Genomic DNA, 23,801 nt, shown 5'->3' with positions numbered 1-23,801 from the left:
CAAGAGCTTGGCGCTCAGGTCCGCAAGGGCGAACAAGGGACCCTCGTCGTCAAGTATGGCACCTTCACGCCGAAGGAGCAGGAGGCTGATGATCGTGCAATCCCCTATCTCAAGGGCTACACCGTCTTCAACGTCAAGCAGATCGACAACCTATCTGACCGATTCAAGAGCCCGGCCGAAGATGTGCCAATGGATGCCGTTCCAGTTCTCGAAGACGTCGAATCCTTCATAGATCGCACTGGCGCGAAGATCACCTATGGCGGCAAGCAGGCTTGTTATCGCCCTGGTCTCGATGACATTCTGATGCCGGATCGGGGGCGGTTCCTCAGCGAAGTTCACCTTTACAGCACGGTTCTTCATGAGATTTCTCATTGGAGTGGTGCAAAGGCACGTTTGGGTCGTGATCTGAGTGGGCGGTTCGGCAGTGAGGCCTACGCCATGGAGGAGCTTGTTGCCGAGATCTCAGCCGCGTTCGTCTGCGCCGATCTTGGCATCGAGCATGATCCGCGAGACAACACCGCGACTTACGTTGAAAGCTGGCTCAAGGTGCTGAAGCAGGATTCACGTGCAGTCATCACTGCCGCCGCGAAGGCTCAGGCAGTCGCTGACTATCTGCGGACTCTGAACCTATCGAATTCAACGGATTGCCAGCCGGGATGTTAGTCGCCTCCCGTTCCTGATATTGCGGCGAGTTTAATGCCCTGACTCGCCGCAGACTGATTCTAGCTTGTCGGAGCAATCAGATCCAAGCGCGCGTTTTGTGGGCCTGTTGATTGTCAGCTGACAATTCAGTCAAGCCATTGAATCTAATAACATCTTTGTCTAGGCCCAGGAAGTTAATATGCGTTAACCAAAAACTGCTTGACGGATAGACACGCCATGAGATCATTTGCGCAAATTGCAGCGAATTATCGGGTTTACCGTGAATGGCGAATAAGACCGCGAAAATCAGCCGGATCGAAAAAATCGAACGTGTTTCGATCGATAAAACTATTGCTGATGATTCTGCAAAACTCAGCAGTAATCTGCAGGAACTATCAGCGCGTCTGTTTTCACCTGACGAAAAAAAAGCGTTGAGGCGTTTCAGTAGTACCGAAGCTGCAAAATTGCTTGGCGTGACCGACAGCTATGTCCGGCACCTGGCATCACAGGAAGACTCGGTGACGTCTGAGAGGACAGCGGGTGGTCGTCGAACGTTTTCTCTGTCGGAGATCAACACGATCCGACACATCCTGGGAAAGACTAAGCCCGCGTATCTTCCTGGACGCCGGGAAGGGGACCACCTGCAGGTCATAGCAGTTACTAACTTCAAGGGCGGATCTGGTAAGACGACGTCGTCAACGCATCTCGCTCAGTATCTGGCGCTCCGTGGTTATCGTGTGCTGGCTGTCGACCTTGATCCACAGGCGTCGATGTCAGCCATGCTTGGATATCAGCCGGAATTCGATGTTGGCGAAAACGAGACACTATTCGGAGCTATTCGATATGATGAGCTTCGTCGTCCAGTAGGCGAGGTGGTTCGGGAGACTTATTTCCCTGGACTTGATCTGATACCGGGCAATCTCGAATTGCATGAATTTGAGCACGACACCCCTAGAGCTCTTGCCGAGCGCAGTAGCTCAGAGACCGACATGTTCTTTCTCAGGGTAGGGAAGGCGTTAAGCGATCTTTCCGATCGCTACGACGTCGTCGTTATAGACTGCCCGCCAACCCTCGGATTTTTGACGCTGTCAGCTCTGTGCGCAGCAACTGCCGTGTTGATAACAGTTCACCCTCAGATGCTGGACGTGGCGTCAATGAACCAGTTCTTGGCTATGACCTCTGATCTTCTCTCGGTGGTCAAGGAAGCAGGTGGCAATCTCGAATACGATTGGATGCGATATCTGGTCACACGGTACGAGCCGAACGACGGCCCCCAAGCGCAAATCGTTGCCTTCTTGCGAAGTTTGTTTGGCGAACGCGTTCTTACATCAATGATGGTGAAATCAACTGCGATCTCTGATGCGGGCCTGTCAAAGCAGACAATTTATGAAGCGGCGCGAGAATCAATGAATCGGCAGACATATGATCGCGCTGTGGAAGCGATGGACGGGGTCAATTTTGAAGTTGAAAATCTCCTGAAAAGTTCATGGGGGCGTGCATGAAAGGCCGCGATATCCTGAAGAACATGGTGAGCTCGTCTGCGAGCGATTCAACCAAGTCGCCCGTTCAAACGCAGGCTCCACACAAGCCAGCTGGGGCCGTTCGAGCTATGAACCTCTCACTCGGTCGACTCGGTGATGAGGCCGCGGCTGCGAAGGAGCTTCGCACCGCGCTTGCAGCTGGTGATAAAGTTGTCGAGCTAAGTCCCGCTCAAATCGAAGCGTCGTTCATTCGGGATCGTATCCCGACTGACCATGATCCCGCCCTACAAGAACTCATTTCGTCCATGAGGGAAAGCGGACAGCAAGTTCCCATCCTGGTTCGTCCGCATCCAACAAAGGAAAATCACTATCAAGCGGCATATGGCCATCGAAGATTGCGTGCGGCGGTAATTCTTGATCGCCCAATCAAGGCCATCGTGCGCCAACTTTCGGACGATGAACTGATCGTCGCACAAGGGCAAGAAAACGGTCCCCGCGTCGATCTCAGCTTCATCGAGCGTGCTCTCTTTGCGAAACATCTCGAGCTGCATGGTTTTGACCGGGACCGAATCTCCCAAGTTCTGTCAGTGGACAAACCTGAAATTTCCCGTCTTTTGCAAGTTGCTGACGCTATCCCAGAACAAATAATCCTCGCTATAGGGCCAGCCGCAAAGGTGGGTCGACCTCGGTGGTTGGCGTTTGCCGATCTCTTGAAGGACAAGGCAGCTTACGCAAGGATCACAGAAGCGATTGACGAGGCCGAGTTCACGTCAATTGATTCAAACGAGAGATTTACGCGTCTCTGGCTAAGCGGTCAGGCACCGAAAGCTTCGAAAGACAATAGTCGAGGACAGATTCGCACTCGGAAGGGGCTCGTTCTGGCAGCTGTGGAGCGGACGTCAAAAGGCTCAAAAATCACTGTTACATCAAGAGCGTTCGCGGAGTTCCTTGACGCTAAGATGAGCGATCTCGTCGAACAATTCGAACGAGAAAATTCTTCTCAAACAGACAATTAGCGTGATTGTCAGCTGACAATCAGTTGTGAAACCAGGAGAGCAGACCCGCAAAAGAAAAAGGCCCCCAAAACGTCGCCGTCGTGGAAGCCCTTCTCATCGTGTAGCAACTAGAGAATCGCATTTCCCCGAATCCCAGTCAAGAGTCTAGGGCGCCAATTTGGTGAGCAGGTTTCTTTTGCCTTATTGAAGGCTGAGAAAATGCAAAGTGGAAATGTGACGACGCCCTTTGGGCGGCGGCCGGCTGTGCTTGCTCTTGTAAAGAGGCAGCTCCAAACGTCCGAGACGAAACCAAACCGCCCGGTCGAAAAATGGAAGGTGTTTCGCGACGCTTGCGAGGCCCGTGAACGCCTCGGCCTCCAGGACAGGGCACTGACTGTACTCGACGCCCTGCTGACGTTCTATCCGGAGAACGAACTCAACAGCGAGAATGGGTTGGTCGTCTTCCCATCCAATGCCCAACTCTCGGTCAGAGCGCACGGCATCACTGGAACGACTTTGCGGCGCCATTTGGCTGCCCTGGTAGAAGCCGGACTCATCCAGCGCAAAGATAGTCCGAACGGCAAGCGCTACGCTCACCGGGACAAGGGTGGCGATATCGAGCAAGCCTTTGGGTTCGATCTTTCTCCACTTTTGGCTCGTGCTGCAGAACTTGCAATCCTGGCACAGGAAGTCGCTGCCGAACGCCTGCAGTTCAGGCGAGCCAAGGAGGCACTGACGATCTGCCGGCGTGATGTGCGCAAGCTGATTTCAGCAGCGATGGAGGAGGGGGCCGACGGCGACTGGGAAGCCATCGAAGACATGTATGTCGGCATTATCAGCCGACTTCCCCGCAATTCTGATCGTCACCAGGTGGAGGCAATCCTCGACGAAATGCAGCTTTTGCGTATCGAAATCCTCAACCTTCTGGAAAAGCAGCTGAATTCTCAAAATATGGACGGCAATGCTGTTCAAAATGGCTGCCACATACAGAATTCAAAACCCGAATCCATCAATGAACTTGAACCTAGCTCTCGAAAAGAGCAGGGCGGAGCCGTCGAGCTGGAAGTAGCACCCAAAGCGGTTGCTCAGCCGTTGGCAAAGCCGGAACAGATGAAGGCATTCCCGCTGTCGATGGTCCTGAAAGCCTGCCCGCAGATTTCGGACTACGGGCCCGGGGGCACGATCTCCCATTGGCGCGAGCTGATGGGGGCCGCGGTGGTGGTTCGATCAATGCTTGGTGTCAGCCCGTCGGCTTATCAGGAGGCTTGCGAGGTCATGGGACCTGAGAACGCCGCAGTTGCTATGGCCGCAATCTTGGAGAGGGCAGGGCATATCAACTCGGCAGGTGGATATCTCCGCGATCTCACGCGCCGAGCGAGGGTAGGGGAGTTCGGCCTGGGACCAATGCTGATGTCGCTGATGCGTGCAAATGCGAACAGCGACCGGAAAACGGGGTGAGGGGGAGTGCCGACGTACCAAGTTGTGGGCTCGATCGAATAGACCACAGGGACGAGGGACGACGCGTTCCTAAATGGCTATCACTTGACGGCCGTTTTCCGTTCTTCAATCGTCTGTCGGCGTTTCGACCTTGGATGATTTACGACCTGGTGGCCGGCCAGGGGGACGGCCCTTCCTGCTGACTCTCGCCGCTTTTCTGGCCAGACGTTGGCGTTCAGCCTCAGCTTGTGCTTCGGCCTCCGCTTCCGCTTTCTGCCGAGCTTCAAGGACATCCTTAGGCGTCAGTTGGCCAACTATACCGATCAAACTGCGTATGGTGTCGTGCGGGAGGTCATGAATGAGTCTGAAGAGTTCAACCCGATCGTCGGCCTCTTCAGGATTTTTTCCGTAGAGATGAGGTGCAGCGGCATGAATCATCTGCATCGGCAGAAACCCGAGGAGCTCGGAAAGGTGGATCATTCGAGAGACGGTCAGTCGCGAAATGTTCAGTTCGTAGCGGCTGTAGACCACTCGAGCGAGACCAGCCAGGGTCGCGAAATCGCTCTGGGTCAGACCAGTTTTCGCGCGTTCGTCCAAGAGGAATGCGGAAAGTTTTGCGTCAATCTCGCCGAAGCTGACTATGCCGTCGAATCCCTCCTTGCGGTACAGGGGTCTCTGGAAATCTGGATCTGTGGTCTCAACCAGTTCCCTCGATTTGATATAGTCGGATAGATTCCGCACCGTAGGCATTCCCTCAGTCCCCAAATCCGCCTGTGGCAGATATCACGCACCATATCGTGCCATTAAGGCACTGTCATCCTTCGCACCAGTTACAAAACCCTCACAAAATTGGGGGGAATGACGTGAGCATGGATCTCTTGGATGCGAAATGTGCAACTCAGAGGCGCGTTGTCCGTCATGCTTAAGATTGACCGCGCGTATTCCTATTGACCGCTTTCGCAGCAATCAGATTCCAGCCGTGGGCATTGGATTGAAAGACGCCTTCGAGGGTCCTCTCTTCGGTGACCCAACTCAACTTCACGCGCATTTCGCATGCCACGGAGAGCTGGTCGATGCTGATGCATCTTGTGATGCGGAGCTCAGACCTTGGTCCGTATGCCTCGAAATCCCACATTGCAAACCGGAACAGCTCACGGTTGGCGCGATCGTCCGTTGGCCAGTCTGTTTGCTTGAAAGGCTCCGGTGGAGAGGCGGCGAAACTGGGTAAAGTTCTCTCTATGGCGCGAGTATCGATCCCGACCTTCTCCGCCGCTTCAGGGTTGATCAAAAATCCAAGGGTTGTGCCTACCGCTACCCCCGCCAGAAATCGAAGGTCGAGGATCAATAACCATTATCCTTCAGGAACTGGTCGATCGCGGCCTTGACGATTACCGTCATTTTCAAGTCGTTGTCAGAGGCTGCTCGCTCCAGACGCTTCTTGGTGTCGTAATCAAGGGGGCAGTTGACGAAGTGTTTGCTCTCCCGCGCTTTGTTCTGCTTCAGCTCCTGCAGTCGTATTCTGGACGCCTCACGCTCCAACGATTTGTTCGTCGCTCTCTCCCGGCGAGCCTCCGGTGATGGCAGGATCAAACTCGACCTTGGTGGCACCTGAACGTCAGGAACCTTAGCGGCAGCTTCTCCTAAAGCGACTTGGTCCAGATGATCGCTGGGCACCACATTTTCTGCTTCATGGTCTATGGCCGGTTGCGACATTGGATTGGGCACATTCCCCCGCGACCGTCGCGGTGCAACGGGAAAATCAGATATACTTGAAGTCCCTTTAGCCATTTTGCGCCCTCTTTTGCTCGTTTGGCAGGAAACGTTCAATTTCTTGCATCATGGCCATAACCTCACTCCGGGCCTTTTTGACAGAGTCGCTGAGCTCCAGCATTTGCAGTGTCCCATATCCAAGTCTGATGTCGCGATACGGGTTTCGCTCATAAAGCTCGGTGTCGAGGAGGTGTGAATCATATCCCTGCTCCTGCAGGTTTGCGATGAAGGGGCGGATTAGGCGGTAAGCTTCCAGTGAGCGGCCGGGGAGAGTGATCCGGGTCCTGAAGTTGAGGTGAGGAATGTTTCGTCCGGTCCGATCGCAGGCGTCAGCTACGTCCATTGCGGCCTGGCCAGCTGCAAGGATCTCGTCCTGATTTGGTTGGATCGGCGTCATAACGATGTGCGAGCCGGCGATGATCGTGTCTCGTAGCACGGTGTCTTGACCGGGTGAGTCGATTAACACGACGTCAAACCCGACGGTTTCGTTCTCCAGAATATGCTGCAGTGATGCGTTGGTTACCGCCGTGCGAAGCTCAATGCCGTCTGGCCTGTTGTCTTTCGCCTCGGAGCGGGACCACCACTCATTCAGGTTTTGTCGTCCGTCCGCATCAATCAAAAGCACTTGCTTACCATGAAGCGCATATTCCCCAGCGATCAGGATAACGGCGGTTGTCTTCCCCGCGCCGCCCTTGCCGCTTACCAGCGATATGCAGATTGCCATTTCACGATCCACTTCCAGTCTAACAGTGCACCCCGCCCCCTAGCAGTCCAACGAGTGCTCAATAGGTAAAGCCATATCGTCGTTAAGATCATAACATCGATGCGAAACTAACATGTGAATGCACGCAGGTTAAGATCAAAACCACCGTGTGAACACACGGTAATATGCCGTTACGAAACCACATGAGTTAGTCGTGTGGTTTAGTCGAGTGCTCCGGTCGAGTGGTGAACCCCGGAGCCGCGTAAGGCCTCACTTGGCGCTCGCACGGAAGGCGCAAGGGCGAAGAGCGAAGCGTCCCTTTCGCCTGAGTACGAGGGACAGACAAAGGCCTTCAGAAGCGGTTTTGGCGGTGAACCCTGGTGAGCGTTCCAACGGAAAGAGTGCGAGGCGAAGCGGAGCCAGTCGAGAGGTGAAATTAGGTTGAAATTGGGGGATGGTGCTTTAGGTTTAGAGTGGCAGGATACGCAAAAATGTTTTACATTTTGCATTGCGATCGTGGGACGTGCCCACGATGAGGGTCGCTAGGCTCCGAAAAGGCTTGATTGATTGATGAGTGAAGACACGATCGAAGTACCGTCAGCCAAGCAACGCAAGGGGCGTCTCATCAACGTCCGCGTCAGCGATGCTGAGCATTCGGCTATCGAAGAAGCGGCCAAGTCGGCCGGTATGAGTGTGTCTGCTTTTTTCCTTTCGCTGCTCCTCGAGGGTGCTGGTGTTCGCCCAATTCTGACTGCGGAAGACAGGTTGATCATGGGCGCACTGCTCGAAGACATGCGGATGATCGGCATCAATTTGAACCAGGTCGCGCGCTCCCTGAATGCAGGAAAGGGTGTCCATCCCTCAGAGCTGGACATCAATCTTGGCAACGTCCAACGGATTCAGGCGGCAGTCATGAGCGAGCTCCGGACACTTTCGCGCCGCGCCGGCCATGAGCGCCGAGGGGAGGTGTAGGCCGTGGAGTTCTTCTTTGGCACTTTCACAAGCGAGTGGGAGCAGAGACGCGCGGCGCTATTGCACGAAATGACGCTTGGCGGCCGTGGGAGCGCCGTAGAAGAAGAGCTTGAGAAGAGACTGAAAAATCTCCAGCACCAGGTTGGAATGTCAAAAGGCGGATCCGGAGCCAGGGGAGGCGGAAGGACTTCGGCATTCAACGCGTCATCCCCTTCGAGGTCGGTGGCTGCCGGTTCGGGTGCTGCGCGATCGATGGACGTTCGTCTTGCGAGCGTTGCCAAAGGGAGCCAGCCAGCCGTGGTTAAACTGGCGTCCTACGGTGGTGGCGCCCGTGTCGGTTCGATGCTCAACTATGTTTCCAGAGGCGGGGAGCTGAAGGTTGAAAATGAGAACGGCGAGACGTTGCGTGGCCGTGAGGAGCTGGCGCGTCTCCGTGGTGATTGGGATCACCTTTTCCAGAACAGGACCGAGAGCCGCGACATCGGCGCGTTCAGCGTCGAGGTGAGCTTGTCCGGCGGCTCGGACCGACATGAGCAGGTGCGGGACATTCTCAGCAGTGGCTTTGGTGATCGGCGCTATGCTTACTCTGTCGAAACCCAGAATGACGGATCGCTCACGATTGAGGGCTACGTTGTGTTGCGCAGCGGGCAGGGCGAGCGACTGACGGCGGACGCGAAGGCGGCCGACATCGTTCAGGAGCGTTTTAACGCCAGCGCTGTTGCAAAAGAGGCCCCTGCGGCTTTCTCGTTCACAGGCTATGGCAACGGCGTGGAATATGGCGCTGCCAAGTTGCGAGACCTGATCGCGCAGCGGAACGACGTTCGAGACGATCAGGGACGTGCGATTGCCGATGACAAGGCTGCGGGCGACCTGGTGCAAAAGGAATGGCGGGATGAACTGCACAGCCGCAAGAGCCGTGACGTGATGCACGTGATCATGTCGGCGCGTGCCGGCACGGATGCTGTCGCGTTCGAAGGAGCTGTTCGCGACTTCCTGGCTGAGCAGTTTGCGGGCCATCGGTACGTATTCGCTATGCACGATCCGGAGAACGATCCGAAAGAAGCAGGGGAGGGGGGCAAGCGGCCGCATGTTCATGCCCATGCCATCGTTACCATGCGTTCGGAATCGGGCGACCGGATCGAGACGACTCCGGCCACCTTCCGGCAATGGCGTGAGGTCATGGCCGAGAAGGCGCGTGACCACGGCATTAATATGGAAATGACCGATCGGCGCGAGTTCGCTACGCCGCCAGCCTTCACGCGAAATCAGGTTCGCGCCGTCAGGCATGACGGTCGAACCGAGCATGTAGGCACCAGCGATCCGGCACAGGCGCGATATGACGCAAAGCGAGCTGGTCGACGCGTGGTGGCGACGAGCCAGAGAAGCCGCCAATACATCCTAAAAGCGCAGGAGACCTGGCAGAAGATTGCAGTCAACGCCGGCGACACAGTGGTTGCGGCCTACGCCGCTCAGCATCGCTCCTATCTGGAAAACGGCCTTACCCAAACGGATCAATCGCCTGCTGGTGCAGTCATTCATGCAGATTTCGGCGGTGATTACCGCTCCAATATGGTAGCAATCAGAGACATGTTGTCGGAGGCAAAGGACATGCGCGAGCAGACACGCCCAGAGTTCGAAGCGTACGAAAAGACGGTTGAAACGGCTCTATTCAACCTTCAGCGCAGCGCTGGTCCAGAGGACCGGTCAGGCTTCGAAGAAGTTTCCTCCCTTGCTCGCGAAATCGTCGATCTGCGCAGGCAGATGCTCGAAATGAAGGAGCGTGGGCTTGATGAGCAGGATGGACGAAACGCTGCTGGCGACGTCCCCAGAGAAGGTGGGGCAGCGCCGGATAGAACGGCATCTGAGGTGCAAGAGCAGACGAATGCTAACCTCCAGTGGGAGGCGGCTGTTGCCAAGCATGGAAAGGTTGTCGTTGAGGCTGGTAACGATGCGATGGCAAATGTGGAACACTATCGCTCCGGCCTCGCCCATATCGAAGCCGACGAGCTCGGAGACGAAAACCGGGAGCAGTATGAGAAGGGCCTTGAGGCTTCGCTTCATCATGCAGCTCAACTCGCCGCTACCGGAAACGGCTATCTCCGGGATGTTGCCAACGAGGATCCGGAACTGCGCGCGGAGATCGAGACCATTGAACGCAATGAAGAGCGTGGGGACGAAACCAAGTCAAACAAGCAGCCGATAACCGCGGATACTGCCGACGATCGCCAACGCGATCTCAGGGTGGATCTGGAAGAAGAACGTCCGATCGGGCAAGCGGAGCGTGAGGCTCACCAGCTCGCCGAGACGGTGGACGCTACTCAGAGGCAGCAAGATCGTGTAAACAGAGACAGGGAAGCGACCCAGCGGGGGGGCGAGACCACTCGGACTGATCCCGCGCAACAGCACATTCCTCGTCTCGAGGAGTTGGAGCGTGAACAGGTTGAACAGAGGGAGCGTAATCGGGACGACCGTGATCGCTAAAGTGTCATGCAGGACGGTAATCAGAACACCTACCTGGTGGAAGTAAACGACCCCAAGTCTGCCGACATCGTCGGCAAGATGATGGTGTGGGGCATGGTCTCCGTCGGGATCCTCGCGATCCTGATCAAGGTCTACGGGACCGTGATCGGCTGGTATCATGCTTCTGCGGCTTGGCTAACAGAGGCGGGTCAGTACGCAGCGAGCTTCTGGCCCTTCTGACCCTGGATTAGCGGCCGGCCTGTTCCATGATTGGATCAGGAACGGTCGCCGCGAATAGCTCTTCCAAGGTTTTCCTTTTGCGCGGTGATTTCCCCTCTGCCTCCCGATCGACCACCTCCTTGAGGCGGCTAACTCGATCATTGTGCGCTTTCTCAATTTCGTCCTCTGAGATAGGCATCGCGCGCTTTTCGCGAGCGGGCGCAGCTGCTTTTGCAGGTTCCACGGTGCCACCGGCGCTGGCCTTCTTGCTTGTCAAAGCAGAGGGGTTCACGACGCGAGGGGGTGGGGTGGAGGCTTGTTGCTCCTTCGGAGTTTCCTTCTGCGCTGGCGCCTCCAGTGCATCAGCTTTGGCCTCCGTTGCGGGCTTTACCGCTTCTGCTTCTTCAGTCTGTTCCTGGCCTGCATTGGCATAGGCCGGCGTGGTCGCTGGTACGGGTTTGGGTAGCAGGTAATCGACAGTTGGAACGGTCGGTATGTGCGTCTGAGAATAGGCCTCCGCCTCCTTGAAGGGCTGCGTCTTAAAGAAGCGCAGCTTCTCTCCAAAGATTGGCCGCTGCCCCTCCACCAACAGGATCATTTTGTTCTCGGGCATCTGGCGGACTTCCTGCGGCATCATCAGGTCCCGATCACGAATTTGCTCAACCTTCGTTCGGCGCGGGAGGCCCATAAGCTCGATAGTGCGCGATTCAGACTGATATCGGATGGTTCTCTTGCCAAGCGCGCGGGAAGCATACTCTGCCGTGGCCTGATCATTGGCACCAAGGATGAGCTGATAGCCGCAGTTGCCAAGGAGCGAATGTCGGGACGTCTCACCATAGATCTCATCCAGGTTCTTTAGGTCCTGGATGATGAAGGCAAGCTTGATCTTATAGCCGGCCACATAGGGCAGCTTCGTCATGATCTCGTCCATGCGCTTCAGCTGGCGAAACTCATCCAGCAGAAAATAGACCGGCACGGAGTTGGGATCATGCTCAAGGGTGAGTATGTCCATCACCTGTTGAACGAATAGCGTCAGCAGCGGCCTAAGAAGCGTGATGTCGGTGATGTTCGGGGCAAGGTAGATTGTGATGGGGCGACGCTTCATGGATCGAAGGTCCATGTCGGTCATGTTCGTTGCGGCCACAACGCGTTCGTTCTTGAACGGCCTCATCGCCTTCTGGATATCAAGCAGTGCCGAGGCCGCGGCCCGATCCGAGAGAGACAGGTAGGAATTGAAGCTCTCCATCGTGAACTTCGACAGGTATGGCTCCTTCTCCTTGATGTACTTCATCAAGGCCTGCAGATCGGTCCCGCTGTTGAAGAAGGAGTTGATCTCGCCGAGGTTCCTGCGCCCTTTGTAGAAGGGGCTTTCGAGAACGTAGCTGATGGCGCCGGCGAGAACCTGTTGAGCTGTGGCCTGCCAAACTGAATTCTCGGATTCGGTGTTTTCCGGTACAAGAATGCTGGCGATATTTTGAATGTCAGTCGTGCGTTTGCCTCGCTCCGGACGAACGAAATCCAAGGGATTATAGCTGTTGGTCGTCTCGGAACCCGGCGCGAACAGGAAGACCTGGCTGCCGTTGCGCTTCCGATAGCCGGCGGTTGCCTTGTAGACCTCGCCCTTCAGATCCGTGACGATCATAGAGCCTTCGTGCATGAGAGCGTTGGGGATGACGTAGCCCGCGCCCTTACCGGATCGCGTCGGGCCAATAATGAGGTGGTGGCGATCGTCATACGCGCGGAGGACGTTGCTCCCGATGCGGCCGAATATGTGACCTTTCTTGCCAAACCACTTCCCGCGCCGAAGGGTTGCGAGATCCTGAAAGGCTGCATCCCCTAATGGATTGCTGGTAGGTTTGAGCCCAAGATAAGCAATGAGGCCTGATACGAGCAGCGCGGGCACTACGGAGCCGAGCGCGACTTTTTGAAGGGAAGGGGAGGAGCTATAGGCCCAGAACTGCTGAATTGGCGCGAATGGGTTTGAGGTGATTGTCGCCTCGAGGATCCTACCGTCACCGTAGAAGAGCTGAAGCCCCGCCCCGTACGCCAGCATCCAGACTGCAAATGCGATCAACAGGCAGAAGAACAGATAGAAGGCCTGTAGCCCCTTACTCATGATGCATCCCGTGCGAAGTAGATTTCGGACACCCCGCGCTTGCCGCCTTCCCGCCTGAGCTGGATCACGATCGGAATGACCATTTGGATGTAGGACATCAGGTCCTGCTTGGAGTAGCCGGCGGACATGCCGGACTGCTGCATCATCATGGCAAGCTGTTCATAGGCGCCGAGCGGCGTATCGGCGTGTACTGTCGACATGCTGCCCGGGTGGCCTGTGTTGATGGCGCGAAGGAATGAAAAGGCCTCAGCGCCACGAATCTCGCCAACAAAGAGGCGATCCGGCCGCATTCGAAGCGCCGATTCAAGAAGGTTTTGAATCGTCACGTTTGCAGTGCCTTGCCCACCCTTGGAGGCGATCAGGTGGACCGCGTTCTTCTGTGGTGGGAATAGCTCACGAGTGTCTTCAAGCGTCAGGATCCGCTCATTCAGGTCTACAGAGTTCAGGCACGCGTTCAGAAACGTGGTTTTGCCCGACGACGTGCCGCCACTGATCAGGATCGAAACCCGCTTCGTGATGGCCGTATGGATGAAGTCGTAGATCTTCTCCGCGCGTAGATAGGCGATCAGCTCCCGATCCACGTCGCTTAGGCCCCCGACAGCAACCGAGACTTTGTCGAGAGAGCCGTTGTCACGGTAGTCCTGCAGAGAAAAATTCTGCACAACCTGCTTACGGATCGTGATCGACCCACCGTCAGGTGCCGCGGGCGGCAAGACGACCTGGATACGTTCGCCGGTCGGCAGTGCTGCGCTAAGGATCGGATTAGCGGCGTTGAGGAACTGCTTTGTCGCTGCGGCAACCCGCTCGCCAATGTTCTCGATCTCGCGTGCCGTCAGAGCATCGATTTCATGATGCTCCATGTGATCAGCGCCGAAACGCTCAACATAGACTTGGCCTGGCCGGTTCACCGCAATCTCAACCACCTTCGGGTCATCGAGAAATTGCCTGATGGGCTCCAGAGACCGGTTCAGAAAATAGTGGGGATCATGAGCCGTCGTGTTACCTACCATAACGTTCACGTTTGATCTCCTTCATCGCTTCCGTGACAGGATCGTCGTACATGGCGCTGAAATCGAGGTCCTGGCGAACATACACGAAGATCCGCTCGCCTTGAGGTACGCTGATCGTTGGAGGGATCCTCAGATTTTCGGCCAGGACCGTGTTCGCCATGTCGCTGAAGGTTTGCGCGATCGTCTCGCGCGCCAATTGTGCGCCTCTTTCGGCGTCATCGTTTCCGGAGCTGGAGTCGCTACCGTATCCGGTGAGATAGCTTGCACCACCCCCGACAATAGATAGCAGGATCGATGCACCAAAGCGCTCACGGAACTTGTTGTCGACATGACCAGTCAGACCCGATCGACCGAGGCTGTCCGTTCCGATGGAATTCAGGCGCACCGACACGCCGTCATCGCGGATCAGCCTCGTCCACACGACAAAGACCCGCTTCTGCCCCCGCGTAACTTCGGACTGATATTCCCCGATCAACCGTGTTCCTGTCGGGATCAGCACACGCCGGCCATCGAAGGAGTAGACATCCTTGGATGTGATGGCCCGGACCTGCCCCGGAAGGTCGCTGACGATCGCCGTTTCCAAGATGCCGGGGATCAGCGTGCCCTCCGGAATCATCGCGTCGATCCGCTCAATCTTTCGCGCCTTCGCGGAACGGTCCCCGATCGCGCTCGCTGACGACAGGTATTGGCTGTTGCGATCCTCGCCAGCGACGGTCAAAGGCGTGCCGCTGTTCGAGCCATCCAGCGAACTATTCGCGGCGCCGCCTAAGTTCTGGTCAAGCGTAATTAGCTTCGACCGAAACCGCTCTGGAAATACCTCTTCGGCGAGCGGGGGAGCGCTTGCCGGTTGAGCTACCTCGGGCGGGGGAGGCACGTTAAATTCTGTAACGTCGACCGGCGGAGCTGGCGGCGGAGGCGGCGGAGGCGGGAGTTCTAAAACCGGCTGTTCTGGTGGTGGGGGAGTGGGCTCCCCATCGCGCACAAAGCCAGGCGGCCGAAAAGTCGTTGTCCGAAATTCCTCTTCACTTTGCGGGCTCTCAGGCGGGTTTTCGCCGGACGTGGCCAGCACCAGGTACGCGGCGAAGACGCCAGCGAGCAACAGAGCGGCCATGCCGACCGTCTGATTGCGCTTCACGTTCCGATTGCTGATTTCGGCCTCGTCGGCCGCCGCCATAGCGTCGAGTTCAGGGCTGCGCTTCATTAGTTGCCGCTCCTCCTGCGTTTGCTGGCATCAGGATCCGGTTTCGGAGCCATGATGTCAGGATCAGGTGCTGCAAAGTCCGGCTTGCGGAGGTTGAAAATGCACGTCCACTGGTTTCCTTCCCGGAGCGTGTATTGCGTCGCTACGCCGTCAACGACGATGTATTCGCCTTCCTTGCGGAAGTTTCGCAGGGTCTCGGAGAAGTCGGATTGGACGGCAAAAATGGCCGGCACAGTCCCTCGGCCGAACTTGAAAAAGGTCTTCTTGCCGTCATCGAAGACCATTGTCGGCTTCAGTGCCGCGTCGCCCGAGAAAGAGTAGTCAATGTTGACGTTCGCTTTGTCGATGCTCGAAATGTTCGGGTTGGCCGCCCGAAACTCAGCCTCCTTCCGCAGAGACTCGTTCAGGTTCTTCTCCGGATAAACGAACCGAATGCCGAAGACCTTTTTCCCTGCTTCCGGTGCATAGTCATTGAGCTCAAGGAAGTAGATCCTTTTTGAGGTCACCACGTTCATGTTTGTGGAGACGTCCTTGGCTATTGGCTTGACGAAAAGGATGTTGCCCTTCTCGGACGGGGCAACCTGCCAACTGTCGGTGTCGCCAAGCGAAATCGTCTCAAACTTCTCATCTTCGTCGAAGATGATCATCGTTGAGATGCCGTAGGTCGCAGATACCTTCACGACGTTGTTCGGCTGATAGACGACACTGGTCACACGCGCATCCAGACTGCCAGGGCGGGGCTGTTGCGCCGCATAGGCTTGGACCATCGTGAGAGCGGCGATCGACGCCGCCAAAGGCAAGCCATATTTCACTGCTGACCTCCCGAGGTCACCGTTTCCTGATCACGGCGGTAGTCATAAACCTGGAAGCCCAACGGGTTTTCGAAGCGCCATTCGTTGCGCTCAGGCGTATCCGTGTAGCGATAGCGAACGATAGAGATGAAGTGGCGCGTGATGACATCTGAATCAGAGCGCTCATGCGTCGAGAACCGGACGAGCGCCGTTGTTGTGTTGGGGAAGGTGACAGACTTTATGTCGACGGTGATCGACTTATTTTTGCCGAGCCGGCGAGCTGGATTGTCAGGGTTCGCGGCACTCCATTGGGCCTGGAGGTCGCGCGCTGCGTCGCCGGTGGAGAGCAACGCTGCAATTCCAAAGTTCTGCTCGATGGCAAAAGGATCGTAGCCCTCGCGGGATCGAATGTAACGGACGACATTCGCCTGAGTGACCGCCTGCTGGTCGGTGATGTTCGATGTTCGGGTCAGCCCTGTCTTGACCTCAATATAGCCAGTGTTCTTGTCGACCTCGACAATGTACGGCTCGAAGCTTTTGAGGGGCACGAGCATCACCAATGCGGAGAGCGACAGGATCGTGATGCCGCCGAAGATCAGCGTAATCAGCCAAGCGAACGCCTTGGACCGTTTGGCCTTTTTGACGATCTCTTGTTCCCAACGGTCCCCATCCTGAAAATAGCTCCGGAGAGCATCGTTATTCTCTGCCATGTGTCCTAGCCCTTAATTCCCGCCACCAGTCGCCTAGTTGGGCAGACTGTTGTTGGTAATTCTGTTTTGCATCGCTTCTGCTGCACCGGCGTTTTGGATGTTTTCCCTCATGCCGGCATGGGTTCTGGCGCGTGCGGCCATTCCTAATTCTCCAGCCCTTCCGGCTACAGCACGTGTCGCGGTCAAAGCTCGTGCCGGCAGTGCAACCCCGGTCGCGTAGCCAACCGATCGAGCGATCTGACCAACGCCCGTTGCCACGCCCCCGGTAATTCCCTGGGCGAGCGTTTGAATGTTGAAGAGGACAAAAGCGCCAGCCGCGCAGATCAGGACGAAAGCCGAGATATCGTCTAGCTGGATCTCGTTCGCGGATGCTGCCGCTGCGACCTTCTGCAGTTCAGCGTCCATGGTCGTGATGAGAAAGGCGGCGACGACGTAAACGAAGAGCGGAATGATCGCGTACGTCAAAACCTGCTGGAACCAAGCCATTCCGTACTGGCGTGTGGAATCAAACAATAGGCAGGCGATAAAGATCGGTGCAGTGCCAAGCAGCACCCACATCATCACCTTCGCAAGCACGAGGATGGCAAGCGCAACGGCAATGAACAGCCCAACCGCCAGCATGATCAGGAACCCTACAAGGCCCGGGAGAATGGCGAAGTAGCCTGACTGCTCCGCGAATGCTGCTGCTGCCTCATTCGCCGTCTCCCAAATCATGGAGAGGCCGTCTGTCGGCTCAGTTATCCCGGTACTGCTAGCCGTCAGGAGCGCCCGCCCCACGTCTTCCGGCGTGTTGTTCAGCCAGTCGTAAAAGAAGAGTTGGAAGTTGCCCCACTGATCAATGAAGGCGACGATAAGCATCATCCGCACGACCCGGCCGACGATCTCGCCGACGCTCACTCGCGCGGTCCCCATGACGAGTTGAAGTCCGTAATAGGCGACGTAGGCAATAAGCATGATCGTCAGAAAGGGCATGATCTCGTCGCCAACGACCTCATAAGCCCGCTCCGAGAAATTCCGCCCTGCATCTTCAAGAGCCTCAAGCAGGCCGCCTAGAAAGTTCATGGGGTCACTGCTCTCCGCTTGCAGCGAAAGCGTCGATCGCCGCCAGCGCTGCTGATGGGTTGCCATTCACGCTGGTCATTGGGCCACACTCCTGTCGCGGATCCTCGGCGTAGGATGTGAGGTTTGCCGGCCTCTTGCATGGTGCAGTCTTCTCCTTCGGAGCACCGGCGCAGCCGGTTACGCCGGCAGCAACCAGAACGGAGAGGAGCACAAAGCCTTTCACTCGAAATGTCTTATTCACCGTAGGTCAGCGCCTTCTTGGTATTGGAGATGTCGACAAGGCGGCGCTGATTTTGAGCCTGCAAGGAGCCGACGGTCCCATTCATCACGCCAATCATTTCGTTGATCGTCAGGCCGGTTTGAACCTGCAGCTGCGTGTTCTGATCGATGGACCCTTTGATGTCTTGGGCCTGGCCGATCTGCTGACCTGCCTGCTGGAATGCCTGTGTTCGCGACTGAACGGCCTGTTGCGAGCCGTTTACTAGGGCAGCAACTCCAAGGACGGTCTTCATCATCTCTTCGTAGGACTTGTCGCCGGAGAACGTGCTGTCCGCCTTGCCAGACAAGTTCTTTACCAGCTGAAGACCGTTGATGAAGGTGGTGGCAATCTGGCCGATATCACCGCCCATGCTGCCGAAGTTCGGGACTCCGCCCTGCATGAGGCTGTCGAGTGACGGCATCTGAGAAACGCTGAACCCCTGACCAACGGCGAGGTTTTGCATGGGATTGGAAACGCTCCCGCGATCCCCTGTGACGGCTTTAAGTGTCTCTTCTACCGTCTTCAGAACTTGCCTGTTCGTGTCCAGGATCTGATCAGTCGTCTGAGAGGTTTCTGTCGCGATCTTCAGGTTGGCGCTGTCGATCACCGGAACTTGTGCATGCGCGGTAGACGCTATCGCTAGCGAAAACGCAGTCAGAAATGCTCTTCTCATGGCCGTTCTCCTTGTCATTCGGCGCTCAACATCAGCTTCATGTCAGCCTCTGGTTCGAGTTTTCGAACGCAGACCTGTTCCTCCGGATTCCACTCAAGCTGCAGTTCCTTGTCGCAGAGGTCAGCTACCTCGCGATCCTCTTCCTTCTCATCTCGCTTGTAGTCGCTGGATCGCGAAGACCCCGAGAGCCCCCCCAGATCGAGCGCATTCTGAGAATTCATAAGCTCGGCCATCGTTGTTCCGAGGCGGATGACCTGGTTCATCATCTCAAGGTTCGCATTACGGGCGCCGGAATTGTGGTCCCAGCTGTCTTGGATCGTGCCGCTTTCCATCTGGCCGAGTTGCTGAAGCCATGACGCGACGTTCCCGCTGTTTTCGGAAATCGACTGGCTGGTCGCCATCGAGTTGATGGTCGCGTCTCTTGCACCTGAAAAGCCCGACGTGCCTCCTCCGAAATTTTCGGGGATGTTCGACACATCGGAGCCTCCGAACTGGGGCATCCACTTCCCTTTGATCGCGGCTACATACCCCTGCGTCTCCTTGAACGGAGGGATGCCGCCATACTTACGAACGTTGCCTGGCCCCGCGTTGTATGCGGCGAGCGCAAGGTTGGTATTGCCGTTGAAGGTACGGAGCTGCTGCTTCAGGTAGCGCGCGCCGCCGCGAAGGTTATCCTCGATATCGTGAGGATTGACGCCAAGATCCTTGGCTGTGCCCGGCATCAGCTGCGACAAGCCCATAGCGCCGACCGGCGACTTTGCGCAGGGATTGAACCGGCTCTCCTGGTAGACGAGAGACATGAAGAGGGTTTCGTCTACCCCTTCCTCACGCGCCACGCGCTTCACAAGCCCGACAATCTCCGGATTTGCATGTGCTGCCGAGGGGGCGTCACCTCCGCGCCCCGGCCGGTACATCGAGCAGGTGACGCTCTTGCTAACCGTATGTCGGCGCTTGTCTGTTTCCTCGATCTGCCTAGTTGTGCCGTTGCGTTCCGCTTCGGTCGCAGTGTGAGCCTTATCGGTAACAGGAACCTGCGAGGAGGCGGGTAGCGCTGTTCCCCATGCAAAGGCCGCCATAAGCAGCCTCAGAGTCGGACTGTTCCTCATTCGGCATTCTCCCATCCGCAGAATTTCGCCAACCAGTTTTCGGGTTCGTCTCCGTACTGTTCGCGAAGTGCGGCGCACTCCTCGATCGTCTCCTTGCGCCCTGAAAGCACCTTCACGAGATCCGGCATTGTCGACAGATCGAGGCGCGCGATGACAGAGTCATTGCCGTGCTTGATCAGGAAGGTTCTCTTTTCGGGAGGCGTGTTCTTGATGAACTTGAATTCCTTCACCGTCAGGCCGAAGCGCTTGATGTAGCTCTCTTCGTCAGCCCGTGGGTTCGGGAAGTGGATGTTGGTGGCCGACTGCTCAATGAGCGTATGCGAGGCTTTGGATTTGGTGATGTCAGCGGCCGATTGCGTACCAAAGCCCACAATTCCGTTGAGCTTGCGGATCGTCTTCATCTTATCGACGATGAAAGCGCAGAACGTGTCGTCCATCAGCAGCTGCCAGCCTTCATCCATGAAGAACATGACGGGGTTGCCGTCCAGCAGCTCGTCCAAGCGATGGTAAAGGTACATCAGCGCAGGGGTTCTTAGCTCCTCGTTTCCGAGGATGTTGGTCATATCAAAGCCAAAGACGCTGTGACCGGAGAAGGACAGGACGTCATGGGGCGCGTTGAACAGCCAGGCCTTTTCGCCTTCGATCCAAGGCCGAAGCCGAGAGTATAGATCGTTGGCGTCGGCCTTAGACCGCCCCATTAGGAGGCCGGCAAGATTGGGGAGATTTCGCTGAGCTGCCGGCTCCTGCATGATCCGGACGATTGCCTTTTCCAAGGTGTCCTCGTCCTCTTGCGTGAAGTCGGTGCGACGATCACCGCGCAGCATGGTTTTAAGCAGACGGACCAGAAACTCCCGGTTCTCGCCGGTATTCTCCAGTTGCAGCGGGTTGAAGCCCGTGGGCGTTCCCGGAGACAGCACCTCGTAAGCCCCGCCAATCGCCCTGACGAAGATCTCAGCCCCCCGGTCCTTATCGAAGAACACGGCTCGAGGCGTGGGTGAAACTCGCATCGCTTGAGCCAGGAGGAAGGTCAAACCCACGGTCTTGCCGGATCCTGTAGGACCAGTCACCGTGAAGTGCCCGATATCTCGACGGTGGAAGTTGAACCAGTAGGGGGTTTGTGAGGTCGTTTCCAGAATGGTGATCGGCAGGCCCCAATGGGTGCGATCCGCTTGTCCAGTCGCGAAATTATGCATCGAGGAGAGGCCCGAAAAATTGGCGCTCGACAGCATGGCGATGCGGGATATGTAAGAGCGGTTGCCCGGCAACTGCCCCCAGAACGCGGCTTCCAGATTCAAATCTTCCCGGAGCCAGTTGATATTCATATCGGTGAGGCACGCGCCAAGTTCAGAGACGCAGCGGCTCAGGCTTTCGAGATCCCTTGAAATGCACAGAAGCGAAAAATGATGGAAGCCGAATACAGCCTCCTGATTGAGAAGGCTGTTCAAAGCATAGTCGATGTCGGATTCGACCGAACTACCCGCTTCGTCGGAGGCCTTAATTTGGCGTTGAAGGCGGCTGATCCGCTCTTGTGCGATCGGTTTGTCTGCAAGGGTGAAGGACTGCGTCAGGATGAACTCGTGGTTCACCTGCAGCAACCCATCCAACATGCCGGGACCAGTGAATGGAGGATATTCTTTGATTGAGAGTAGAGCGGCATAGCGGCTATCTTCTTCCACCGCCGCTTGTGCTTGCATCGTCCGCTTTGAAAAGTGAAGCCGTGAAGTGCCGACGTAGTTGCGAATTCCCATGCGCGGAAGCCGCATCTTTCGCGGCACACCGCAGGTCAGGATCGTGTTGAAGAACTCGCAGGGTTCCGAATACGGATCGCCCTTAGCGTCTTCTCCATCGATGTCCTTTTTCGCGGTATCGTCTGATTTCTTGCGATACGTGATGCCAAGCGGCTTCGCGCCGTACTTGTGCAACTCTTTCACGATGTTCCCAACCAGCTCTTCGAGGTCGGTCACGTCTTCACGGGTCGCTTGGGCCCTGGCCTCCTTGTTCGAGCGTTCAAAGATCCGCTTCAGCGAGTCGCCGAGGCCAAGCGCCCCTTTCATGCCCGAACGCACGATCGTCAGGTAGATTTCGTTCGTGAACATCCGCTTCTTGCGAAGTTGGTCCATATAGCGATCGTTCAGGATCTCGCAGAAGGAGGAATCGAACGAACCGCCGATTTCGGTCTCGACCTCACGACGGATTACAGTCGACCAAAGAGAATAGCGGCTCGAACCTAGTGCTCGGATCATGGTGTTCTGCACAACAGAACGCATGTTCAATTCGGCCTGGTCCTCCGTCTGGAAGAACAGTCCATCAAGCTTGATGACGCTGATCAGGGTTCCATTCTCGAGCCCGATGACCGTGTCAGACACATGCCGCATATAGGGGATGTGAACGGACATAGGCCGCTCGTTGCCGGCGACCTTCCCAAACCCAAGCTCTTCCTTGACGACTTTCAGCATCTACTATGGTCCGTATGAGTTGGTGCCCCAAAAGCGCTTGTTGGGGGTCCTTGGCGTCTTGCGGGACGTGACCTGCAGGACGTCGAGAATCTTGCTGTCCCAGGCACAAAGCGAGAAAAGGACAAGGTAGGCGGCTGGCGCGATCAGCAGTGCCGCCAGATGGTTCGTCACCAGCCACCCAATGATTGTCACGCCGATGATCAGGACGACCGCCATGTAGGGCACGCCCCATAGCGTCGGAGAACGGGTCAAGCCGATCACCAACGGCGTCAAAGCTGGCTTCTCGTCCTGAAAATCGCTCATCAGCCGCCGCCTACCGACGAAATCATCTGGTCAACGATGGCAGGGGCGCCGAACACGAGACCGATGCCAATGACGACGGCTCCGGCCGTGAACCACGAAAGCCTGCCGGCAAAGGCAAGGAAGCCGAGGCCAATCACGGCGATGATTGCCATCAGACGTCCGAAGGGGCCGGTGATGAAGTCAACGATCATCTGTACGGCTGTCTGAAGGGGGGCGAATGCACCGCCGCCGCCACCGCCAGCCTGTGCAAGCGCTTGATCAGCGCCTGCAACCTGCAGGGCTGCCACCAAGCCAATGACGGCTACTGCCTTCAATGCCCCGGAATGCCGGGAAACGACGTTCTTCATAGTTCTCTCCTTAAAAATGCATCACGCCGCCGACGAACTTGCCGGTCTTCTCCACAGCGATGACTCCGGCATCGCTGGTGTTCTTTGCCGCCATGTCTCGGACGATCCCGCTCGCCTTCCGTTTGCCGGTTGGCATCGGTAGGCCAAGCTGGAAATTCACGACCTTTGCGACATAGCCGACGGTTTCTTGGAATGGCGGAACGCCGCCATATTCGTAGATGCGCCCCTCCCCGCTGTTGTAAGCGGCCGCGACCAGAAGCGGGTTCTGAAACTCATCGAGCAGGAAGCGGAGGTACTTCATCCCGCCCTCGATGTTTTGAGCGGGATCGCAAATGTCCTGAACACCGAAGCGAGCCGCCGTTTCGGGGATAAGCTGCATAGGTCCGCGTGCGCCTTTCGGTGAATTGCGGATCTCATCGAAGCGGCTTTCGGCCCAGGCAATCGCAACCGCGAAGCCCTCATCGACGCTGTATCGGCGCGCAGTGGATGCAACTAACGCTTTAATCTCGTCAGGTGACAGGGGCGACGGCCCGCACTCTTCAACGGGAGTTCCTGCCCCTAGATATTCGGGGGTATCACTAGATGTAGTATCTAGAGTGGGAGTTTGGACAGGCTCAATGCGGCCGGTGGCGCGCTCCGAGACATCAAAATATGCGCTGACAGACGCATCAATGTGATGCCCTTTGGCGCCCGCGTCTTTCGACGCCGTTGCGCCCAATACTTCAGCTCCGCCCTTCGTGACAACACCGTTTGCACCAAGGACAAATTCCTTCTCCGATGTCTCGACACCGCTCCAGCGATCTTCGAAGTTCGTGACAAGAGATTCCTCATTGATTGTCACAGAATCGTTGTAATCGCTGGAAATACGCCCTGTTGTGGCTAAGTCTTGTGACGCAGCAGTATTGGCCGCGAGCAGCACGGATAATGCTGCGCTAGTCAGGGTTCGCGGGCCTAGATACCCTGCATAGACAGTGTTTTTATCCATCGCACCCGCCCGTCAAACGGTGTTGTGATCGCCATGAAAACCGACTAGAGTTAATGCACACATGATACCGATTTGATGCACTCTTACAAGTTTTCTGATCGGT

General features: G+C 56.5%; 24 protein-coding genes. 7 read left to right on the top strand and 17 right to left on the bottom strand.

The genetic code is table 11. The annotated features are described in order from the left end of the window. The 4 genes from KLP42_RS24390 to repC form a co-directional block, all read left to right on the top strand. Positions 1-663 (top strand): ArdC family protein (locus tag KLP42_RS24390; RefSeq protein WP_215570465.1); only part of this gene is annotated, 663 nt, incomplete at its 5' end. A 263-nt stretch (positions 664-926) separates the two neighbouring features. Beyond that, positions 927-2,144 carry a plasmid partitioning protein RepA gene (repA, locus tag KLP42_RS24385; RefSeq protein ID WP_215570463.1) on the top strand — a complete coding sequence of 406 codons (1,218 nt, stop codon included), beginning with the start codon at positions 927-929 and terminating at the stop codon, positions 2,142-2,144. Then, positions 2,141-3,139 (top strand): plasmid partitioning protein RepB, encoded by a 999-nt coding sequence (gene repB, locus KLP42_RS24380; protein ID WP_149740638.1) that lies wholly within the window; start codon positions 2,141-2,143, stop codon positions 3,137-3,139. The genes repA and repB overlap by 4 nt, the downstream gene beginning before the upstream one ends. Before the next feature lie 198 nt (positions 3,140-3,337). Further along, positions 3,338-4,576, top strand: coding sequence for a plasmid replication protein RepC (gene repC, locus KLP42_RS24375; protein ID WP_215570477.1), 1,239 nt, complete (start codon positions 3,338-3,340; stop codon positions 4,574-4,576). A gap of 105 nt (positions 4,577-4,681) precedes the next feature. On the opposite strand, the gene KLP42_RS24370 is transcribed toward repC, so the two are convergent. The 4 genes from KLP42_RS24370 to KLP42_RS24355 all read right to left on the bottom strand — a co-directional run bounded on the left by KLP42_RS24370 (position 4,682) and on the right by KLP42_RS24355 (position 7,049). After that, complete coding sequence (locus KLP42_RS24370; RefSeq protein WP_149740641.1) at positions 4,682-5,305, bottom strand: helix-turn-helix domain-containing protein; 624 nt, start codon at positions 5,303-5,305, stop codon at positions 4,682-4,684. Positions 5,306-5,477: 172 nt separating this feature from the next. Then, positions 5,478-5,900 carry a hypothetical protein gene (locus tag KLP42_RS24365; protein WP_215570461.1) on the bottom strand — a complete coding sequence of 141 codons (423 nt, stop codon included), beginning with the start codon at positions 5,898-5,900 and terminating at the stop codon, positions 5,478-5,480. Then, on the bottom strand, positions 5,897-6,343 hold the full coding sequence (locus KLP42_RS27015; RefSeq protein WP_252193244.1) for a hypothetical protein: 447 nt from the start codon (positions 6,341-6,343) through the stop codon (positions 5,897-5,899). The genes KLP42_RS24365 and KLP42_RS27015 overlap by 4 nt, the downstream gene beginning before the upstream one ends. Then, on the bottom strand, positions 6,336-7,049 hold the full coding sequence (locus tag KLP42_RS24355) for a ParA family protein (protein WP_113380119.1): 714 nt from the start codon (positions 7,047-7,049) through the stop codon (positions 6,336-6,338). The genes KLP42_RS27015 and KLP42_RS24355 overlap by 8 nt, the downstream gene beginning before the upstream one ends. Positions 7,050-7,598: 549 nt before the next feature. Between KLP42_RS24355 and KLP42_RS24350 the strand changes: the two genes are divergently transcribed. From KLP42_RS24350 to KLP42_RS24340, 3 genes are read left to right on the top strand one after another with little or no spacing between them, the layout of a single operon-like run. Continuing rightward, a complete protein-coding gene (locus KLP42_RS24350) occupies positions 7,599-8,000 on the top strand; it encodes a plasmid mobilization protein (protein ID WP_215570459.1) in 402 nt (133 codons plus the stop codon). A gap of 3 nt (positions 8,001-8,003) precedes the next feature. Beyond that, positions 8,004-10,481 carry a relaxase/mobilization nuclease domain-containing protein gene (locus KLP42_RS24345; protein WP_215570457.1) on the top strand — a complete coding sequence of 826 codons (2,478 nt, stop codon included), beginning with the start codon at positions 8,004-8,006 and terminating at the stop codon, positions 10,479-10,481. A gap of 6 nt (positions 10,482-10,487) precedes the next feature. After that, the gene (locus tag KLP42_RS24340) at positions 10,488-10,700 is read left to right on the top strand and encodes a hypothetical protein (RefSeq protein ID WP_113380122.1); all 213 of its coding nucleotides are present in this window, start codon (positions 10,488-10,490) and stop codon (positions 10,698-10,700) included. Between the two features lie 7 nt (positions 10,701-10,707). Here KLP42_RS24340 and KLP42_RS24335 read toward each other — a convergent pair whose 3' ends face one another. Genes KLP42_RS24335 through KLP42_RS24280 form a run of 13 tightly spaced genes read right to left on the bottom strand, consistent with a single transcriptional unit; the run spans position 10,708 to position 23,698 of the window. Then, positions 10,708-12,795: a type IV secretory system conjugative DNA transfer family protein gene (locus tag KLP42_RS24335; protein ID WP_215570455.1), complete on the bottom strand. Its 2,088-nt coding sequence runs from the start codon at positions 12,793-12,795 to the stop codon at positions 10,708-10,710. Then, positions 12,792-13,814 carry a P-type DNA transfer ATPase VirB11 gene (virB11, locus tag KLP42_RS24330; protein WP_037093762.1) on the bottom strand — a complete coding sequence of 341 codons (1,023 nt, stop codon included), beginning with the start codon at positions 13,812-13,814 and terminating at the stop codon, positions 12,792-12,794. Before virB11 ends, KLP42_RS24335 begins: the two co-directional genes overlap by 4 nt. After that, positions 13,795-15,006 carry a type IV secretion system protein VirB10 gene (virB10, locus tag KLP42_RS24325; protein ID WP_215570453.1) on the bottom strand — a complete coding sequence of 404 codons (1,212 nt, stop codon included), beginning with the start codon at positions 15,004-15,006 and terminating at the stop codon, positions 13,795-13,797. Before virB10 ends, virB11 begins: the two co-directional genes overlap by 20 nt. Beyond that, positions 15,006-15,818 carry a P-type conjugative transfer protein VirB9 gene (virB9, locus tag KLP42_RS24320; RefSeq protein ID WP_215570451.1) on the bottom strand — a complete coding sequence of 271 codons (813 nt, stop codon included), beginning with the start codon at positions 15,816-15,818 and terminating at the stop codon, positions 15,006-15,008. The genes virB10 and virB9 overlap by 1 nt, the downstream gene beginning before the upstream one ends. After that, entirely contained in the window at positions 15,815-16,507 is a 693-nt protein-coding gene (locus KLP42_RS24315) for a VirB8 family type IV secretion system protein (RefSeq protein WP_037093755.1), read from the bottom strand. Before KLP42_RS24315 ends, virB9 begins: the two co-directional genes overlap by 4 nt. A 33-nt stretch (positions 16,508-16,540) precedes the next feature. After that, positions 16,541-17,569, bottom strand: a complete 1,029-nt coding sequence (locus KLP42_RS24310) for a TrbL/VirB6 family protein (protein WP_215570475.1) — start codon at positions 17,567-17,569, stop codon at positions 16,541-16,543. 4 nt (positions 17,570-17,573) lie between these two features. After that, positions 17,574-17,810: a hypothetical protein gene (locus tag KLP42_RS27010; protein WP_353844927.1), complete on the bottom strand. Its 237-nt coding sequence runs from the start codon at positions 17,808-17,810 to the stop codon at positions 17,574-17,576. Beyond that, positions 17,803-18,501 carry a type IV secretion system protein gene (locus tag KLP42_RS24305; protein WP_215570450.1) on the bottom strand — a complete coding sequence of 233 codons (699 nt, stop codon included), beginning with the start codon at positions 18,499-18,501 and terminating at the stop codon, positions 17,803-17,805. Before KLP42_RS24305 ends, KLP42_RS27010 begins: the two co-directional genes overlap by 8 nt. 14 nt (positions 18,502-18,515) lie before the next feature. Continuing rightward, positions 18,516-19,607: a lytic transglycosylase domain-containing protein gene (locus KLP42_RS24300; RefSeq protein WP_215570448.1), complete on the bottom strand. Its 1,092-nt coding sequence runs from the start codon at positions 19,605-19,607 to the stop codon at positions 18,516-18,518. Beyond that, entirely contained in the window at positions 19,604-22,063 is a 2,460-nt protein-coding gene (locus tag KLP42_RS24295) for a VirB4 family type IV secretion/conjugal transfer ATPase (protein ID WP_215570446.1), read from the bottom strand. The genes KLP42_RS24300 and KLP42_RS24295 overlap by 4 nt, the downstream gene beginning before the upstream one ends. 3 nt (positions 22,064-22,066) lie before the next feature. Next, the gene (locus KLP42_RS24290; protein ID WP_081950740.1) at positions 22,067-22,366 is read right to left on the bottom strand and encodes a VirB3 family type IV secretion system protein; all 300 of its coding nucleotides are present in this window, start codon (positions 22,364-22,366) and stop codon (positions 22,067-22,069) included. Continuing rightward, on the bottom strand, positions 22,366-22,713 hold the full coding sequence (locus tag KLP42_RS24285; RefSeq protein ID WP_037093745.1) for a TrbC/VirB2 family type IV secretion system protein: 348 nt from the start codon (positions 22,711-22,713) through the stop codon (positions 22,366-22,368). Before KLP42_RS24285 ends, KLP42_RS24290 begins: the two co-directional genes overlap by 1 nt. A gap of 10 nt (positions 22,714-22,723) precedes the next feature. After that, positions 22,724-23,698: a lytic transglycosylase domain-containing protein gene (locus KLP42_RS24280; RefSeq protein WP_215570444.1), complete on the bottom strand. Its 975-nt coding sequence runs from the start codon at positions 23,696-23,698 to the stop codon at positions 22,724-22,726. Between the last annotated feature and the right edge of the window lie 103 nt (positions 23,699-23,801).

Origin of the sequence: Rhizobium sp. CSW-27, assembly GCF_018760785.1 — a bacterium.
Lineage (GTDB): Bacteria > Pseudomonadota > Alphaproteobacteria > Rhizobiales > Rhizobiaceae > Neorhizobium.
This window is presented reverse-complemented; position numbering and strand designations above follow the sequence as displayed.

Coding starts and splice junctions, on each gene's coding strand:
- repA (WP_215570463.1), top strand. CDS start 927: ATGGCGAATAAGACCGCGAAAATCAGCCGGATCGAAAAAATCGAACGT.
- repB (WP_149740638.1), top strand. CDS start 2,141: ATGAAAGGCCGCGATATCCTGAAGAACATGGTGAGCTCGTCTGCGAGC.
- repC (WP_215570477.1), top strand. CDS start 3,338: ATGCAAAGTGGAAATGTGACGACGCCCTTTGGGCGGCGGCCGGCTGTG.
- KLP42_RS24370 (WP_149740641.1), bottom strand. CDS start 5,305: ATGCCTACGGTGCGGAATCTATCCGACTATATCAAATCGAGGGAACTG.
- KLP42_RS27015 (WP_252193244.1), bottom strand. CDS start 6,343: ATGGCTAAAGGGACTTCAAGTATATCTGATTTTCCCGTTGCACCGCGA.
- KLP42_RS24355 (WP_113380119.1), bottom strand. CDS start 7,049: ATGGCAATCTGCATATCGCTGGTAAGCGGCAAGGGCGGCGCGGGGAAG.
- KLP42_RS24350 (WP_215570459.1), top strand. CDS start 7,599: ATGAGTGAAGACACGATCGAAGTACCGTCAGCCAAGCAACGCAAGGGG.
- KLP42_RS24340 (WP_113380122.1), top strand. CDS start 10,488: ATGCAGGACGGTAATCAGAACACCTACCTGGTGGAAGTAAACGACCCC.
- KLP42_RS24335 (WP_215570455.1), bottom strand. CDS start 12,795: ATGAGTAAGGGGCTACAGGCCTTCTATCTGTTCTTCTGCCTGTTGATC.
- virB10 (WP_215570453.1), bottom strand. CDS start 15,006: ATGAAGCGCAGCCCTGAACTCGACGCTATGGCGGCGGCCGACGAGGCC.
- KLP42_RS24315 (WP_037093755.1), bottom strand. CDS start 16,507: ATGGCAGAGAATAACGATGCTCTCCGGAGCTATTTTCAGGATGGGGAC.
- KLP42_RS24310 (WP_215570475.1), bottom strand. CDS start 17,569: ATGAACTTTCTAGGCGGCCTGCTTGAGGCTCTTGAAGATGCAGGGCGG.
- KLP42_RS24305 (WP_215570450.1), bottom strand. CDS start 18,501: ATGAGAAGAGCATTTCTGACTGCGTTTTCGCTAGCGATAGCGTCTACC.
- KLP42_RS24300 (WP_215570448.1), bottom strand. CDS start 19,607: ATGAGGAACAGTCCGACTCTGAGGCTGCTTATGGCGGCCTTTGCATGG.
- KLP42_RS24295 (WP_215570446.1), bottom strand. CDS start 22,063: ATGCTGAAAGTCGTCAAGGAAGAGCTTGGGTTTGGGAAGGTCGCCGGC.
- KLP42_RS24290 (WP_081950740.1), bottom strand. CDS start 22,366: ATGAGCGATTTTCAGGACGAGAAGCCAGCTTTGACGCCGTTGGTGATC.
- KLP42_RS24285 (WP_037093745.1), bottom strand. CDS start 22,713: ATGAAGAACGTCGTTTCCCGGCATTCCGGGGCATTGAAGGCAGTAGCC.
- KLP42_RS24280 (WP_215570444.1), bottom strand. CDS start 23,698: ATGGATAAAAACACTGTCTATGCAGGGTATCTAGGCCCGCGAACCCTG.